General features: G+C 54.5%; 15 protein-coding genes. 6 read left to right on the plus strand and 9 right to left on the minus strand.

The annotated features are described in order from the left end of the window. The first annotated feature begins 5 nt into the window (after positions 1 to 5). A complete protein-coding gene (locus ACMGGS_RS02600) occupies positions 6 to 1,013 on the plus strand; it encodes a HoxN/HupN/NixA family nickel/cobalt transporter (protein WP_414164934.1) in 1,008 nt (335 codons plus the stop codon). A gap of 141 nt (positions 1,014 to 1,154) precedes the next feature. After that, complete coding sequence (locus ACMGGS_RS02605; RefSeq protein WP_176919924.1) at positions 1,155 to 1,910, plus strand: IclR family transcriptional regulator C-terminal domain-containing protein; 756 nt, start codon at positions 1,155 to 1,157, stop codon at positions 1,908 to 1,910. A gap of 33 nt (positions 1,911 to 1,943) precedes the next feature. Here ACMGGS_RS02605 and ACMGGS_RS02610 read toward each other — a convergent pair whose 3' ends face one another. Beyond that, positions 1,944 to 2,717, minus strand: a complete 774-nt coding sequence (locus ACMGGS_RS02610) for a siderophore-interacting protein (RefSeq protein ID WP_414164935.1) — start codon at positions 2,715 to 2,717, stop codon at positions 1,944 to 1,946. Between the two features lie 216 nt (positions 2,718 to 2,933). Between ACMGGS_RS02610 and ACMGGS_RS02615 the strand changes: the two genes are divergently transcribed. Then, positions 2,934 to 3,455: a PadR family transcriptional regulator gene (locus ACMGGS_RS02615; RefSeq protein ID WP_414164936.1), complete on the plus strand. Its 522-nt coding sequence runs from the start codon at positions 2,934 to 2,936 to the stop codon at positions 3,453 to 3,455. Here ACMGGS_RS02615 and ACMGGS_RS02620 read toward each other — a convergent pair. Continuing rightward, complete coding sequence (locus tag ACMGGS_RS02620; RefSeq protein WP_414164937.1) at positions 3,452 to 4,972, minus strand: methyl-accepting chemotaxis protein; 1,521 nt, start codon at positions 4,970 to 4,972, stop codon at positions 3,452 to 3,454. The two genes, ACMGGS_RS02615 and ACMGGS_RS02620, sit on opposite strands and share 4 nt — an antisense overlap. 419 nt (positions 4,973 to 5,391) lie before the next feature. Here ACMGGS_RS02620 and ygjG point away from each other — a divergent pair, with 419 nt between their 5' ends. Then, positions 5,392 to 6,783, plus strand: a complete 1,392-nt coding sequence (gene ygjG / locus ACMGGS_RS02625) for a putrescine aminotransferase (RefSeq protein ID WP_414164938.1) — start codon at positions 5,392 to 5,394, stop codon at positions 6,781 to 6,783. A gap of 157 nt (positions 6,784 to 6,940) precedes the next feature. On the opposite strand, the gene ACMGGS_RS02630 is transcribed toward ygjG, so the two are convergent. From ACMGGS_RS02630 to ACMGGS_RS02660, 7 genes are read right to left on the minus strand one after another with little or no spacing between them, the layout of a single operon-like run. Beyond that, positions 6,941 to 7,195: a DUF1861 family protein gene (locus ACMGGS_RS02630; protein ID WP_414164939.1), complete on the minus strand. Its 255-nt coding sequence runs from the start codon at positions 7,193 to 7,195 to the stop codon at positions 6,941 to 6,943. Next, the gene (locus tag ACMGGS_RS02635) at positions 7,146 to 7,853 is read right to left on the minus strand and encodes a DUF1861 family protein (protein WP_414164940.1); all 708 of its coding nucleotides are present in this window, start codon (positions 7,851 to 7,853) and stop codon (positions 7,146 to 7,148) included. The genes ACMGGS_RS02630 and ACMGGS_RS02635 overlap by 50 nt, the downstream gene beginning before the upstream one ends. Continuing rightward, complete coding sequence (locus ACMGGS_RS02640; RefSeq protein ID WP_414164941.1) at positions 7,854 to 8,912, minus strand: glycoside hydrolase family 130 protein; 1,059 nt, start codon at positions 8,910 to 8,912, stop codon at positions 7,854 to 7,856. Then, on the minus strand, positions 8,893 to 10,479 hold the full coding sequence (locus ACMGGS_RS02645) for an alpha-amylase family glycosyl hydrolase (protein ID WP_414164942.1): 1,587 nt from the start codon (positions 10,477 to 10,479) through the stop codon (positions 8,893 to 8,895). The genes ACMGGS_RS02640 and ACMGGS_RS02645 overlap by 20 nt, the downstream gene beginning before the upstream one ends. 10 nt (positions 10,480 to 10,489) lie before the next feature. After that, on the minus strand, positions 10,490 to 11,317 hold the full coding sequence (locus tag ACMGGS_RS02650; protein ID WP_176919916.1) for a carbohydrate ABC transporter permease: 828 nt from the start codon (positions 11,315 to 11,317) through the stop codon (positions 10,490 to 10,492). Further along, complete coding sequence (locus ACMGGS_RS02655; RefSeq protein WP_194206997.1) at positions 11,318 to 12,184, minus strand: carbohydrate ABC transporter permease; 867 nt, start codon at positions 12,182 to 12,184, stop codon at positions 11,318 to 11,320. It abuts the gene before it with no gap. 9 nt (positions 12,185 to 12,193) lie between these two features. Continuing rightward, positions 12,194 to 13,483: an ABC transporter substrate-binding protein gene (locus ACMGGS_RS02660; protein ID WP_414164943.1), complete on the minus strand. Its 1,290-nt coding sequence runs from the start codon at positions 13,481 to 13,483 to the stop codon at positions 12,194 to 12,196. 173 nt (positions 13,484 to 13,656) lie between these two features. Between ACMGGS_RS02660 and ACMGGS_RS02665 the strand changes: the two genes are divergently transcribed. Both ACMGGS_RS02665 and ACMGGS_RS02670 read left to right on the plus strand, forming a co-directional pair. Beyond that, positions 13,657 to 14,712 carry a LacI family DNA-binding transcriptional regulator gene (locus tag ACMGGS_RS02665; protein ID WP_414164944.1) on the plus strand — a complete coding sequence of 352 codons (1,056 nt, stop codon included), beginning with the start codon at positions 13,657 to 13,659 and terminating at the stop codon, positions 14,710 to 14,712. Between the two features lie 27 nt (positions 14,713 to 14,739). Beyond that, on the plus strand, positions 14,740 to 16,113 hold the full coding sequence (locus ACMGGS_RS02670; protein WP_414164945.1) for a phosphomannomutase CpsG: 1,374 nt from the start codon (positions 14,740 to 14,742) through the stop codon (positions 16,111 to 16,113). The last annotated feature ends 12 nt before the right edge of the window (positions 16,114 to 16,125 follow it).

The following is a 16,125-nucleotide window of genomic DNA, read 5'->3' on the forward strand; positions in this document are numbered from 1 at the left end:
ACGTCATGAAACTTCATCCCCGGGCTATTATGCTCATCGCCGTACTGGTCCTGGCTAACCTGTTTTCCTGGGTCTGGGCCTTTTATCTGTTTCACGATAACACCACGTTAATGGCATCCGCGTTGCTGGCGTGGAGCTACGGCCTGCGTCATGCGGTGGATGCCGATCATATCGCGGCTATTGATAACGTAACGCGCAAAATGCTCCAGCAGAATAAGTATACGCCGGGCGTTGGCGCATGGTTCTCGCTCGGGCATTCCAGCATCGTGATCCTCGCCACCGTGGCGATTGCCGTCACTGCCACCGCCTTTCAACAGCAGATGGGCTGGCTGCATGATTATGGCGGCATTATCGGTACGCTGGTTTCCGCTACCTTCCTGATCGTCCTGGCGCTGGTTAACCTGATGATCCTGCGCAGCGTCTGGCAGTGCTTCAAAAAGGTGAAACAGGGGCAAACGCTGGCCTCAACGGAGCTGAACCTCGCCTCCGGTGGCCTGATGAGCCGGATCATGGCCGGAAGCTTCAGGCTGGTAAATAAAAGCTGGCATATGTATTTCGTTGGCTTTTTATTTGGCCTCGGGTTTGATACCGCCACGGAAGTGGGCCTGCTGGCAATTTCCGCCACCGGCGCATCAACCGGCATGTCAATATGGGCGATCCTTGTCTTCCCGGCGCTATTTACCAGCGGCATGGCATTAATTGATACCGTTGATAATTTACTGATGATCCACGCCTACGGCTGGGCCTTTAATAAGCCGCAAAGAAAGCTCTACTATAATATGACGATTACCGGGACATCGGTCATTATTGCCCTCTTTATTGGCGGACTGGAGGCATTAGGCTTAGTGGTTGATAAATTCAATTTGCAGGGTAAATTCTGGGAATGGATTAATACAATGAATGATAGTTTAGGTGACGCGGGTTTCTGGGTCATTGGCATATTTATCGTTTGCTGGATTGTCTCCGTCCTCAACTACCGCTGGAAAAACTACGACGCCCTGCCGGTAAACTGACTATCTGCTTTAACCGACTGCGGGAAAATGTCCGCAGTCGGCCATCAATCGTATTGCAAAGGAGTTTAAAGCCAGTATAACTATGCTCATCAATTGGAGTATAATATTGCGTATTCTTCTGGCTGGCTATTGAACTTAATTATGCTATCAAATTCAACCACCTCTGTTCCCGCACTCGATAAGACCATCAGGATCTGCAACTATCTTTTTGCTTCGCCGGGTGCGACCTTCAGCCAGATCCAGCAGGACCTCTCCTTACCTAAAAGCAGCACCTCTTCTCTGCTTAACGCCCTAACCGTTCATCACATTTTGCGTCAGGAAAAAGGCCGTTTTTATCTGGGTCTTAAACTGTATGAGTGGGGTAATAAGTCGCTTGAGCAGTTCGATATTCGTAATATCGCGCTACCGGTTCTGGAAAGAGTGCGTAATCAAACCGGCCTCACCTGCCATTTAGGCGTGCTGGACGATCTCTCTCCCATCTATATTCTGAAACTGGAAAGTAACCATCCGATTGGTATTCGCACCTGGGAAGGGAAAAAATTACCGCTTCACAGCTCTGGCGTCGGTAAAGCATTGTGTGCGTGGTTACCGGAAGAGAAAATTGACGTGCTGCTACCGGATGAAAATCTGCCCCGCTACACCGATACCACCATCACCAAAAAAAGCGATTTGATGGCGGAGTTTGCCAGCATCAGAAATCGGGGCTGGGCTTATGATAACGAAGAAGATTGTCCGGGGGTGTTCTGCATCGCCGCGCCGGTTTTCGATCATAAACATAATGTTATCGCGGCGATCAGCGCCTGCGGCGTGCAGCTTCAGCTTCCCGAAGAGAAGATCGCTGAAATCTCCCAGTTGATTATGAACGCCTGCCGCGATCTCTCCGCTAAAATGCTGTGATCCTGTCGTGGTCAGCCCTGCGGGGCTGACATGCTATTCCCCTTTTTTATGCCAGTAGGCCACGCTGCGTATCCGTTGCGGGTCAAGCTCCTGGCTATCAAACACCGTCGACAGCTTTTTCACCGTCTCGCCTTCGCCGGTCAGCCAGATAAAGTAATCGTCACGCGGAACCGTGAACTGCGCCAGACGCGCCGCAAGGGCTTGCTCATCGTGACCGATAATCCACTCGATGTTGAAATCGGCAAGATGCGCCAGATACTCTTTCAGCGCCGCATCGTTCACGCTGACGATCGCCTCAACGTGCGGACGCCGGGTCAGACGCTGTAACCCCTCCAGCCGACGACGCAGGGCTGGCATACCGGACTCATCGCAGACGTAGAGCTGCCAGGCATAATCCTCCGGCACCACCAGCGATCCGCGCGGCCCGCCAATCGTTAACGTATCTCCGACGCGGGCATTAGCCGCCCATGTGCTCGCCACGCCGCCCTCGTGAATGAAGAAATCCAGCGCCAGCTCATGACGCTCAGCATCGTAGAGCGGCGTGTAATCACGCGCGGTGGGACGAATACCTTCAGCCCAGATAATGCCTTCATCCGTCACCGTGGGTGGGATCAGACGCGTCCCCTCCGCCGGGAAGAAAATTTTAGTGTGGTCATCAAACCCTTGCGAGGAGAAGCCATCCAGCGCCTCGCCGCCCAGCACGATGCGCTGAAAGCCCGTGTTGATACGTTCGACGCGCACTACGTCAAGTTCGCGAAAACGCAGTTCATTGCGCACGCGCCGTGGATAAGGAGATTTTTCGCTCATAATGTCGCCTTTTGTGGATTTCCGATATATCTAATCTTATTTTTAAATGATAATGATTGTTAGTTAGCAAAAGATCAAGCGTTTTTTGATACACAAAGGTAACATTCATTCCACCTTTAAAAGACCAGTAAAATTAATATGATGTGCTCATTTAGTCTTGCATTAAAACCCATATTAGATATAAATTAGATATATCAAAATACGTAAGGAGTTTTTATGCGACACGTTGCTCAGGATGGCGAACAGCATCCGCACGCGCGCGGCGGCGGACGCCGCCAGCGCTTCTTTGGTCACGGTGAACTACGGCTGGTGATCCTCGACAGGCTGCGGCGTAACGCCAGCCACGGTTATGAGATCATCAAAGAAATTGAAAATCTGACGCTGGGTAATTATGTCCCAAGTCCGGGGGTGATTTACCCGACGCTCGACCTGTTACAGGATCAGCAGTTGATAACCATCACCGACGAAGACGGCGGGCGTAAAAAAATCGCTATCACCATGATGGGTCAGCAGTGGCTGGAGAGGAATCGCGAGCAGTTAGTTCAGATCCATGAGCGGATCAAAGCGCGCTGCGTGGGCTATGAGTTGCGCAAAAATCCACAGATGAAACGCGCGATAGATAACTTTAAGGCCGTGCTGGATTTAAAAGTGAATCAGGGAGAAATCAGTGCTGCGCAGCTTAAGCACATCATCGGCATTATTGACCGCGCGGCGCTGGAGATCTCCCAACTGGATTAATGCAGCACGGCGACGGCATCTTCCAGGCGGCTGGCACGGTGCTTCACCATCGCCGAAACGGTGGCGTTCTCTTCCACCAGCCCGGCATTTTTCTGGGTAATGGCGTCCAGCTCTGCCACGGCACGGGTCAGGTCGGCCAGCCCCGTTGCCTGCTCGGCGGTCGAACTGCTGATTTCGCCGATCAGCCGGGTGACGTTTTGCACCTGTGACACAATGTCTTCCATGGTCTGCCCGGCGGCATGAACCTGATCGGAACCAGATTGCACTTTGCTGGCGCTGGCATCAATCAGCTTGCGGATATCATTGGCGGCGTTGGCGCTCCGGCTTGCCAGATGGCGCACTTCCCCTGCGACTACCGCGAAGCCTTTACCTTGCTCACCTGCGCGCGCCGCTTCGACGGCGGCATTCAGCGCCAGAATATTGGTCTGAAAGGCAATGTCGTTAATCAGAGTGGTGATGGAACCAATGCGCTGAGTGCTGCTGGCGATCTCATCCATGGTTTTTACCACCGTCTCCATCGCCTTACCGCCGTCGGTCGCGGCACTGCTGGCAGCACTGGAGAGTTTATCGGCGGCAGCGGCTGTCGTGGAGTTCTGTTGCACCGACGCGGCCATCTGGCTCATGGTCGCCGCCGTCTGTTGGACATTCACCACCGTTTGCCGGGTGCGCTCGTTCAGTTCATCATTGCCTTTTGCCATTATGACGCTGTCATTGCGCACGCTGGCCACCTGGCTGGCGACATCGTTCATTAGCCAGCGACTCATCAGTCCCAGTTGCCCGACGGCACGTAGGGTTAGTCCTAACTCATCGCTACGCTGAAACGGCTCAACGCTGCTTTTCTCGCCGGTTGCCACGCTCAGCGCCTCTCGTGCAACCTTTTCCACCGGCCGGATAATCTGCCATTCAAAGCAGGCGCAGCCCAGTATGACCAGCAAAGCACTGTAGAGAACCGACCACGGGGGCGCACCGCTGGCAATCAACGCGCCCGCGAGCGCCAGAAAAAGGACCGCCATCACGCTACGCGCACGCCAGCGCAGCGGCAGGGCATTCAGCCGCCCGGTGACGCCTTTATTGATAACCCTTCCCTTATAGATCCGCTTATTGCAGCGGCCTCTTTTCAGCGCCTGATACAGCGGCGTTACAGCAGTCACCTCATCCGCCTGAGCTTTTGTACGAATCGACATGTAACCGGTAATTTTACCGTCGCGCACCATCGGCGCCACGTTAGCCCGCACCCAATAGTGGTCGCCATTTTTGCAGCGGTTTTTGACGATGCCGGTCCACGGCTCGCCCTGCTGTAGCGTGTACCACATATCAGCAAATGCCGCTTTAGGCATATCCGGGTGACGCACCAGATTGTGCGGTTGCCCCATCAGTTCCTGAAGTGAAAACCCACTGACCTGAACAAAAGTATCATTGGCGTGAGTGATAATACTGCGCAGATCGGTGGTAGACATTAGTGTCGTGTTGTCGTCCAGAAGATGCTCACGTTGGGTAACAACAGAAGAGGTAGACATAGCTGCATCCTTTGCATGTGATTGGATGTTAATTTTTTGGTGTAATGTTATGTCGGCGATAATTATTTTATCTTTAGTTGTTAAATTTGATTTAGATCGCAATTTGCGATTAAACCTCATTATTTGCAGGATTATTTAATTCATTGATTTTTAATATTTTCATAGTGAAATAGTTCAAATCTATGCTCATTGCTGGTGCAACCTGCGCCTCATTCTGGCGCAACCGCCTGATTCCCTTACCCTCTTCCTTTTTACTTTCAGACGGAACCTTTGCCTGATGATAAGCGGTACGATTAAATATCGTACTATTCTGCTTTTACCTGGTGTTTATCCTGATTTCTGCTAAGCCCGCCGAAGTGGCGCAATCCCTGCAATACTTAAATCAGTATCATGTGATACGCGCGCCCCCGGAGCTTATTTTGAACAGACTACCTTCCAGCGCATCGGCGTTAGCCTGCACCGCGCACGCACTGAATCTCATTGAAAAGCGCACGCTTGATCATGAGGAGATGAAAGCACTTAACCGAGAGGTGATTGACTACTTCAAAGAGCATGTAAATCCAGGTTTTTTAGAGTACCGAAAATCTGTTACCGCTGGCGGGGATTACGGAGCCGTAGAGTGGCAAGCGGGAAGTCTGAATACGCTTGTCGACACCCAGGGGCAGGAGTTTGTCGATTGCCTCGGTGGTTTTGGCATTTTTAACGTGGGGCACCGTAATCCGGTTGTGGTTTCCGCCGTACAGAATCAGCTCGCTAAACAACCTCTTCATAGCCAGGAACTGCTCGACCCTTTACGGGCGATGCTGGCAAAAACGCTGGCGGCACTCGCGCCTGGCAAACTGAAATACAGCTTCTTCAGCAATAGCGGCACCGAATCTATCGAGGCGGCGCTGAAACTCGCCAAAGCGTACCAGTCACCGCGCGGCAAATTTACCTTTATCGCCGCCAGCGGCGCGTTCCACGGTAAATCGCTGGGCGCACTGTCGGCTACGGCGAAATCCACCTTCCGCAAACCGTTTATGCCGCTGCTGCCGGGTTTCCGTCACGTTCCCTTTGGGGATATTGACGCTATGCGCCTGATGCTGAGCGAATGCCAGAAAACCGGCGACGATGTGGCGGCGGTGATCCTGGAACCCATTCAGGGTGAAGGCGGCGTGATCCTGCCGCCGCCAGGCTATTTGCCTGCCGTGCGTAAGCTGTGCGATGAGTTTGGCGCGCTGCTAATTCTGGATGAAGTGCAGACCGGCATGGGCCGTACCGGAAAGATGTTCGCCTGCGAACATGAGAACGTCCAGCCGGATATTTTATGTCTGGCAAAAGCGCTCGGCGGCGGGGTTATGCCGATTGGTGCCACCATTGCCACTGAAGAAGTGTTTTCGGTGCTGTTTGATAATCCGTTCCTGCACACCACCACCTTTGGCGGCAATCCGCTGGCCTGCGCGGCGGCGCTGGCAACCATTAACGTTCTGCTGGAGGAGAACCTGCCCGCGCAGGCCGAGCAGAAAGGCGATATGCTGCTGGACGGCTTTAAACTTCTCGTCCGCCAGTATCCGGGGTTGATTCAGGATGCGCGCGGGAAAGGAATGTTGATGGCGCTTGAGTTTGTCGATGGTGATACGGGGTATCAGTTTGCCAGCCAGATGTTCCGCCAGCATATTCTGGTGGCCGGCACGCTGAACAACTCGAAGACCATTCGCATTGAACCGCCGCTGACGTTGACCGTTGAGCAGTGTGAAGTGGTATTGAAGGCGGCAGGTAATGCGCTGGCTGCCCTTCAGACCACGCAGCAGGAGCCGGAAGCGGAGCAGTAAGTTTATCCCTCCGGCGGTTTCGCCGGGGGATAATTTACGTCGGTATGGCGTGGTCATGCCCGGTGGCGGCTGCGCCTTACCGGGCCTACAATGTTGCGATGCTGTTTTTGTAGGCTGGGTAAGGCGCAGCCGCCACCCGGCAGGCCTCGCTCAACGCTCAAACCTGAAAAGGATCCACCACACTCCGCCACTGCACCTCGCAATCGCTGGTGCCGCAAAACAACTGTACCTCTTTTCCCGGCAAGCCATACAGCCCGCCGGAAAACACCACATCGCGTAAATCGTCGCGCTTGCTGTCACCGGGCAGGAAATCATCCCGACAGGCGATGATTTTTATCGGTGAGCTTACGCCGGACTCAGGATCAAAAATAAACGACGCTGCGTAAATAGTGCCGCTGCTGCTGCGCGTCAAACCGGGCCACGTGGGCCAGCATACCGACGCGCCCATCCGCCAGCAGATGCGCTTCATTGGCTCCGCACCAGTCGTTTTCGTCAACATGCCCCAGCAGCGTTGCGCGGGACATCGTCTGCGCCGTTAACTCGCTCAGGCTGTCAATAATTATCCAGCCAATCGTTCCGCGCCCGCCGGGCTGCCCCTGTGGGCGGGTAAACACCAGAATACGGGCATCTGCCAGTTGTACCAGGCGAATATCTTTCATTCCCCACGGGCCACAACTCAGTAACCGTAGCTGGTCGAGCGTCGGACCTCGCCAGAACTGGGTGCGCCAGCGCGACACACTACCATCGGCAGCAAATTCCACCTCGACGCCGCCCAGCACCAATTGACCGTCTATCCGGCAGACAAACGGATCCTGAAGCGGAAATATCGGGGCATCTGGCAACAACCACGCCTCATCCCCACCCTGCCAGTGAAAAAAGCGCACCTCTGAGCGCTCACTGTCGCGCTTCTCTACCCGCGCGGCAATGAGCCAGCGTTCACCGTCATAAAACGGCGCGGTCGGATTATAAACATCAAATCCATTTACGCCATGAAAGCGTATTTTCCCCCGCGCCGAAGGCCGTCGGCGCGCCAGATAGTCGCGAAACAACGCGTCAACCGGCGCGCGCATTTATGCCAGTCCCAGATGTTTCCACAGCGCATCAAGCGGCATTGTTGCCAGCGCCACTTTCTCATCCGCCGCACCGTACCAGACGTGCAGCACGTCATTACGCACCAGCGCGCCGCAGGTAAATACCACGTTGCCAAAGAAGCCTTCACGCTCATACGGCGCGGTCGGCTCCAGCAGCGGCACCGGCGATTTCGCGAGAATAACTGTCGGATCGTTGAGATCCATCAGCAGTGCGCCCAGGCAGTAGCGCTGATCGGCATCTACCCCATGATAAATCTCCAGCCAGCCGCGATCGGTTTTGATCACCGGCGCGCCGCCGCCGGATTTACGGCAGTCCCACGCGTCGCCGGAGCGCCCGAGCAGATGGCGATGATTACCCCAGTGCAACATATCCGGCGACTCGCAAATCCAGATTTCCGGATGCCCAAAATGGCACGGTGCCGGGCGCGTCAGGGCCTGATATTTGCCGCCGACTTTTTCCGGGAAGAAGCAGACATCGCGGTTATCAGGACAGAGGATCAGCCCTTTTTTCTCCACCGTGACGAAATCTTTCGTCACCGCCAGCGCAGTGGAGATGCCCAGCGAAGAGACCGCCGAGTAGTTGATGTACCACAGATCGTCGATGTGGGTAATGCGCGCATCTTCGCAGCCAAACTCTTCGTACTGCGTGTCTGCGGTGATAAACGGCTGGGTGTCGATACGGAAGTTAACGCCGTCAGTGCTGCGTGCCAGGCGCAGGTGCGACATGGAGGTCAGCCAGACCTGCGCCGGGTCGCTTTTCAGCACGATGACGCGCGGATCGCTAAAGTCATAGCGATCGTCACGGCGGTCAAAGGCCCGCGTCGTCACCGTCCATCCCTGCACGCCTTTCTCCAGCAGCGGCACTACGATCTGCTGCGGATCGTCGTTCACCACGCTCTCCGCCACGCGCAGTAGCAGAATAATTTCGCCGTTGTACTCCGTCACGCCGGTATTAAAGGCGCATTCGACTTTCAGATACGGCTGTGAAGGAACAACATCCGCCGGAACGATTAGAGGATTATGACTGTGCCTTTCCATGACGACTCCTTTTGATTAAAAACTGGTTTTTAGCTATCCACGTCGCATCGTCGCCGCTCAGGATGTCAGCGGCAATATCGCGCCAGGGATTAAGAACGGGTTCGCCGAAATTAATCGCCACCCACACCTGTTCCTCCGCCGTCTCGCGGGAGAACCAGATGCAGGAGTGGGTCAATTCAAGCGTGCTATAGCGGCCCTGACGCAGCGCATCGGTGGCGTTACGCAGGGCGATAAGCTGACGGTACTCATGCCAGAGCGAAGCGGCATCCTGCTGCTGCGCGGCCGCGTTCAGCGCCTGCGTGCGGGCATCAATGGGCATCCACGGCGCTACGCTGGAGAACCCGGCATAATCGCCGTCGCTCCACGGCAGCGGCGCGCGCGAACCGTCGCGCGACTGCGCCACGGCCACCGCCAGCGCCTGATCTGGTGCCATGCCGTTGTCGAGCGCGGTCTGATAATGGGTCCGCCCTTGAATATCAAACACCTGCCCAATAGACTGCGGACGATAATCGGTCAGCCCCAGCTCCTCGCCCTGGAATATAAAGGGCACGCCGCTGGCGGTAAGCTGGAGGGCGAGAACAGCCCTGGCGCGGGCAACATCGCGCTCACTTTCGCCGAAGCGGCTGATCATCCTCGACATATCGTGGCTGGAGAAAAACAGCGTCGGCAGGCCGGACTGCTGCTGTCGCATCGCGTCCAGCTCGGCGAACAGCCGCGCCGCATCGAACGTTTTCTGGCTGCCGAGGTTAAAGTTAAAGACGACGTCCATTAACTGCGGGCTTTGATAGCGGCGAAGCACGCTGAGATCCTCGCTGCCAATTTCGCCAATCAGGAAGACATCACCGCGCTGACGCACGTAGCGACACAGCCGCTGGAGCGCGCCGATAATCCCCGGCTGGTTAATGTCGTGATCATGGCGCTGCTCGCCGTTTTCTTCGGGGTTATCCGCCAGAATGCCGTCAGTGGTCAGGAAGTTAATGACGTCAAAGCGAAAACCATCCACACCCTGCGCAATCCAGAAGTCGATCACCTGGCGAATTTCACGTTCTACCTGCGGATTCGCCCAGTTCAAATCCACCTGCTGCGGGGCGAATTTATGGTAATAGTACTGGCCGGTATCCGGTTCCGCCGTCCAGGCGCTGCCGGAAAAAAACGACTGCCAGTTATTCGGCTGGTCGGTAAAAATAAAGTAGTCGCGATAGCGGCTGGCGGGATTATTCCACGCGTCTTTAAACCACAGATGCTCCGACGAGACGTGATTAACCACCAGATCGATAATCACCCGAATGCCGCGCGCGTGGCAGCCCGCGACCACGCGGCGGAAATCACCCATGTCGCCGAAACGCGGGTCTACCGCGCAGTAATCGCTAATGTCGTAGCCGTTATCCACCAGCGGCGACGGGTAGAACGGCGTGATCCAGATGGCCCCCACGCCCAGTTCCGCCAGATAATCCAGCCGGGTCAGCAGCCCCGGAAAATCGCCGAGGCCGTCGTGGTTGCCGTCGCAGAAGGACGGCAGATAAATTTGATAGCAGACGCTCTGCTGCCACCAGGGAGTAGTGTTCACGTCAACCTCCTTATTTCAGCGACAGCGACATACCCTGCAGGAAATATTTCCGGAACAGAATAAACAGAATAATGATCGGCAGCATCTGCACCACCGCGCCTGCCAGCACCGGCCCCAGATAAATGCCGTAGGATTTGCTAAACGTCGCCAGCAGCACGGAGAACGGCATTTTGTCCGCCTCGCGCATCACGATCAGCGGCCAGAGGAAGTTGTCCCACGAGCTTGAGAAGGTGAACAGCGCGACAATCGCCAGAATGGCCTTATTCAGCGGCATCATGACGTGGCGCAGAATGCCCCACAGGCTGGCGTGATCGAGGCGGGCGGCGTAGAGATAATCATTCGGCGTGCCCTTAAAGCTCTGCGACACCATAAAGATCCCCCACGCGCTCATCGCATAGGGCAGGATCATCGCGCTGTAGCTGTTGATTAATCCCAGTTCCCGCATCAGGACGAACTGCGGAATAATGAACATAAAGGCCGGGAAAACCATCTGCACGATTAACAGGTTTTTAAAGGCGTTCCTGCCGCGAAATTCCGTTTTTGCCACCGCGTAGCCCACCAGCATTGATGTGACGGTCACGCAGGCGGTAATGGTCAGCGATACAAATAACGAGTTAAACAGGGTGCGTAAAAAAGGTTTATCCGCCCGGTTGCTGTTATCAAACAGGAAGGTGTAATTGTCGAACGACAGATGCCCGGAAAAGAGCGATGTCGTATAGATCTCCGCCGTCGGTTTTAACGAAGCAATGACCATCCAGATAAACGGATAAAGCCAGGTCAACGCCAGTAACAACATGGCGACGTGGATTATCAAACTTAGTGGCGTGAGTTTTTTCATTCACACGATCTCTATATTTTTTTCAAACAGTTTTCTGAACAGCCAGATAATGAGGAAGCTGCACGCCGCCACAATAATCGACATCGCCGCCGCCCAGGTGGGCTTCATTTTCTGGAAGGCCATTTCGTACATCACCACCATCGGGCTGGTAGTGCTGTCCAGCGGACCGCCGCCGGTAATGAGATACGGCTCGGTGAAAATACTGAAGGCGACGGTAATCGCCAGCACCATGACCATCACTATTTGCGCGTTCATCATCGGCAGGGTAATCGCCCAGCCCTGTTTAAAGCGTCCGGTTTTATCAAGCAGCGCCGCACTGTAGATATCGCCCGGAATGGCCTGCATTCCGGAATAGAGGATCAGCCCGTAATAGCCGACGAATTTCCAGGTGACGATCAGGGCGATGGATAACATGGCGCAATCGGGGTTGGTAAACCACGGGACCGAGACGCCAAACCACTGCTGTAAGAAATGATTTACCGGCCCGAATTCGCTAAATAATTTCGAGAAGACGATAGAGTACGCCACGCCGGAAGAGATATTCGCCAGCAAAAAACTGAGGGCGATAAAGCCCTTGCCGTATTTAATACGTTTCAGGCCCGCGGCAAAAAGCAGCGAGGCGACAAAAACGATCGGCAAGTAATACAGCAGGAAACGACCCACGTTGAGCATCGATTTCCAGAACAGCTTATCGTGCATCACGCCGATAATATTTTGTAACCCGGTAAATTTCGGCGTACCAATAAACTGCCACTGGGTAACGCTCAATACCACCAGCCAGGCCAGCGGGTAGAACCAGAATAGCAGCGAGTACCCTATCCATGAGGAGGCCAGAAGGCCCCCGGTACGTGAATCATATCCTGCCATAGATCCCTCTTATTTTTTCAGCAGTCCGTCGATTTCCGTGGCAGACTGATTGAGCGCTTGCGTAGCGTCCGTATGCTTAAAGATCACCTGCTCAAGCATTTGCGTCATACTGCGCTGGATTTCCGTGGTCTGCGTGGTGGCAACCGGCGGCAGCGCGACATCAACGTAAGAGGCGATCTCTTTTTCCAGCGGATTTTTAGCAAAGTAATCGACAAAAATGGGGTTAGTCATCAGGTCGGAGCGTGCGGGCGGCATACCCGTGGTTTCCAGCCAGGTCAGATCGTGCTCCGCCTTGCTATAGACCCATTGGATAAAGGCCCAGGCGTCGGTTTTATGTTTACTGGTGCTGAAAATGACCAGCCCCTTACTGTCGCCAAAGGTATGCGGATGCGCGGTGCCCTGCTGCGTCAACATTGGACCGATTTTGATGCTCTTGAGGATCTCAGGATATTGCTTACGATAGCGAGCGATATCCCACGGGCCGCGCGCAGAGGCCAGCACCTGACCGGTCGCCAGCGGATCGTCGGCGGCGGTAAAGTCATAGCTGCTCCAGTTGTTAGCAAACACCTTGCCCATAAAATTTAGGACGGCAACGCCAGCATCATCGTTAAACTGTGCCTTATTGTCGGCGACATAGCTTTTGCCACCGCTTTGCGCGTAGTACAGCGGGATCAGATCAAACCAGCGTTCCCACCAGTTTTTTCCGGCGGTCATCTGGATCACATAGCCTTTGTTATCCGCCGTGCGTTTTTCTGCCAGCGAATACAGCTCGTCATAGGTGGTCGGAACATGATCCACACCGTACTGTTGCAGCAGATCGCCACGCCACCACCAGACGATAGGATTCACATAAAGCGGTAAAACGTTTTGTTGCCCATTCAGTTTCCACGCTGGCAGAAGGGCTTCCATATGACGATTCTTCACCAGTTCGTCATAGCCCGGCATTTTGGATAAATCTTCAAGTTGGCCCACTTCCACCAGTTGACTGGCGAAGCCGATAAAAATATTACTGGAAAGGTCTGGCTCAGTTCCGGAAGCCAGCGCGTTCATAATCGCTTCTTCAGAACTGCTTGCTGCCGGGATGGCGGTAAATTCAACGGGGGTATGAGACGGGTCCTGGTTCCACTCCTTCACCATCGTGTTCCAGAAGGCCTCTTCATTTTCGTTCGGGGCAACCCACATTTTGATCGGAGTTTTTGCACCCTCGCTGGCAGCGGGTTTTTCATCCGGTCCGCAACCTGCGATACATAGACTGAGAAGTGCTGAAGCCGTCCATTTAGCTACTGTTGCAACTTTCACAATTAATCTCCCTGGCTCTGAGTAAGAGGTGTTCCTGATTCTTCCTGCTCGTTAGAACGTTGCGTAACCTAGCACCAGTTTTTTATGTTTAACGTTAAACACGTCACATTTTGCTTTTTGTTTAACGTTAAACTTAGCAACCGTGATTTCAGACAAGCAGTTAATAACAATTATTGGCATATAACGTTAACAAAATGAAAAATAAAGATAAAATTACGACAAAATCACTGGCAAAGGCGCTGGGCATTTCCCATACCACCGTCTCGAATGCCTGGAACAACCCGGAAAAGCTTTCGACTGATTTACGCAACCGAATTCTTAGTTACGCCGAAGAAATCGGCTTTAAAGGCCCGGATAAACTGGCGCGGGCGCTGCGCACCGGTAAGTCAGACACCATTGGCGTCATTTTCAATGATTCGATGAGCTATGTGTTTATTGATCCGCACGATATCAGTCTGATGCGGGGGATTGCCACCCAGTGCGAGAAGCTGGATAAGAACCTGGTGCTGATCCCGCTACGCAAGCGTCAGCAGGCGGAAATCGCACCGATTACGACGCTCGTGGACGGTTATATTCTCAATGCCACCCACAATAATGAAGCTGTCATTCAGCAGACGCTGGCGCGTCAGCTTCCCGTGGTGACGCTGGATTTTCGCCTGCCACAATACAGCAGCGTGTCGATTGATAACGCCGGGGCGATGGCGGAAATCACCCGTTATTTGATCGACAAGGGGCACCGCAATTTTGGCATTATCTCCTTCTCCGCCAGTAAAAACTCACGGGGAATGCGTGACTTAAGCCTGGCAGTCACGGGCGACAACCTGGTCATGGTCACCCGCGTCAATGCCTGCCGGGAAACCTTTATTGCTCATGATATTGCCCCTGCCGCCTGCTGGCTGTACGAAACCCGTCACGATGAAGCGCACGGTGCGCAGGCCGCCGAGGCGCTGCTCGCGGCGCATCCTGACATTACCGCGTTGATTTGCCTCTCTGACCGCTTTGCGCTGGGCGCGATCCACCACTGTCAGCAGCACGGCATTGCCGTTCCGCAACAGGTGGCGATCACCGGTTTCGATAACTTAACCCTTGATACCGACGGTCCGACGCTGACGACCATCGCCCAGGACGCGGCGAAAAAAGGCGAGGTTGCGGTTGAGCTTCTGTTACAAAACGGGCCGATTACCCATTACGAGCTGGAGCATCAGCTCATTATTCGGGAGTCGGCCTGAGTTACTCCCACCACTAAAGAGCAGATTATGGATGAACTGAACTGTTTCAAAGCCTATGACATTCGCGGCGAAATCGGCGTGACGCTGACACCGGAGATCGCTTTTCGTATTGGACGTGCTTACGCGAACTGGCTCCAGCCTCGCCGGGTAGTGATAGGTGCCGATGTGCGTCTTAGCTCCGATGAACTCAAAGCCTCGCTGGCGGAAGGGTTGATCCTTAGCGGCGCTGACGTCATTGACCTCGGACAAACCGGGACAGAGGAAATATACTTTGCCACCCGCGAGCTGAAAGCCGATGGCGGGATTCAGGTTACTGCCAGCCACAATCCCGCGCAGTATAACGGCATGAAGCTGGTGCGCGAGGATGGCCGCCCCATCAGTAACGACAACGGCCTGCTGGAGATTAAACGGCTCGCCGAACGCAATCAGTGGCGGCACAGCGAACGCCGGGGCAGCCTGCTCACCGTTGATAATCGCCCGGCCTGGGTCGCTCATCTGCTGCATTATCTCCCGCATACACCTCAGCGCCCGCTGCGCGTGGTCGTCAATGCCGGGCATGGTACGGCGGGTCCGGCGCTGGATTCTATTGATACCGCGCTGCGCGTCCAGGGGATTGAAATCGATTTTATTCGGATTCACCATCGTCCTGACGGCCACTTTCCGGCTGGCGTTCCGAATCCGATGCTGGAAGAAAACCGTCGCGTCACCTGCGAGGCGGTACTGGCGCATCAGGCCGATTTTGGTGTGGCATGGGATGGCGATTTCGACCGCTGTTTTTTCTTTGATGAACGCGGCGAGTTTATCGAAAGCTATTATCTGGTCGGCCTGTTTGCCAGTCACTTTTTACAGCAGGCTCCCGGCAGCACGATTCTTCTCGATCCGCGTCTCACCTGGAACACGCTGGATACCATTGCACAGCACGGCGGCCAGGCGGTGATCAGTAAAACCGGCCACGCGTTTATCAAAGCAAGAATGCGGGAAGAAAATGCGATTTACGGCGGCGAGATGAGCGGCCACCACTATTTCCGCGATTTTGGCTACTGTGACAGCGGCATGATCCCGCTGATGTTAATGCTCACTATCCTTGGCCAGAGCAACCAACCGCTCTCCCGTTACGTTCAGGAGGCGCTGGAACGCTATCCCGTTTCCGGTGAAATTAACCTGACCGTCGCCTCTCCGGCAACGGTGCTGGAAAGTATTGCTGCGCATTATGCCTCTCAAACGGCAACGCGTAGCAATGTGGATGGATTAAGCATGGACTTTGCCGACTGGCGCTTTAATGTGCGCGCCTCTAATACCGAGCCGCTGTTAAGACTGAATGTGGAAACACGTGGCAATCCCACGCTGCTTGCGCAAAAAACCCATGAACTACAAAAAATTATTACTCTGAGCCAGCAATAAGAAAGGATGCAT

Origin of the sequence: Superficieibacter sp. BNK-5, from assembly GCF_047456055.1 — a bacterium.
In the GTDB taxonomy this organism is placed as follows: domain Bacteria; phylum Pseudomonadota; class Gammaproteobacteria; order Enterobacterales; family Enterobacteriaceae; genus Superficieibacter.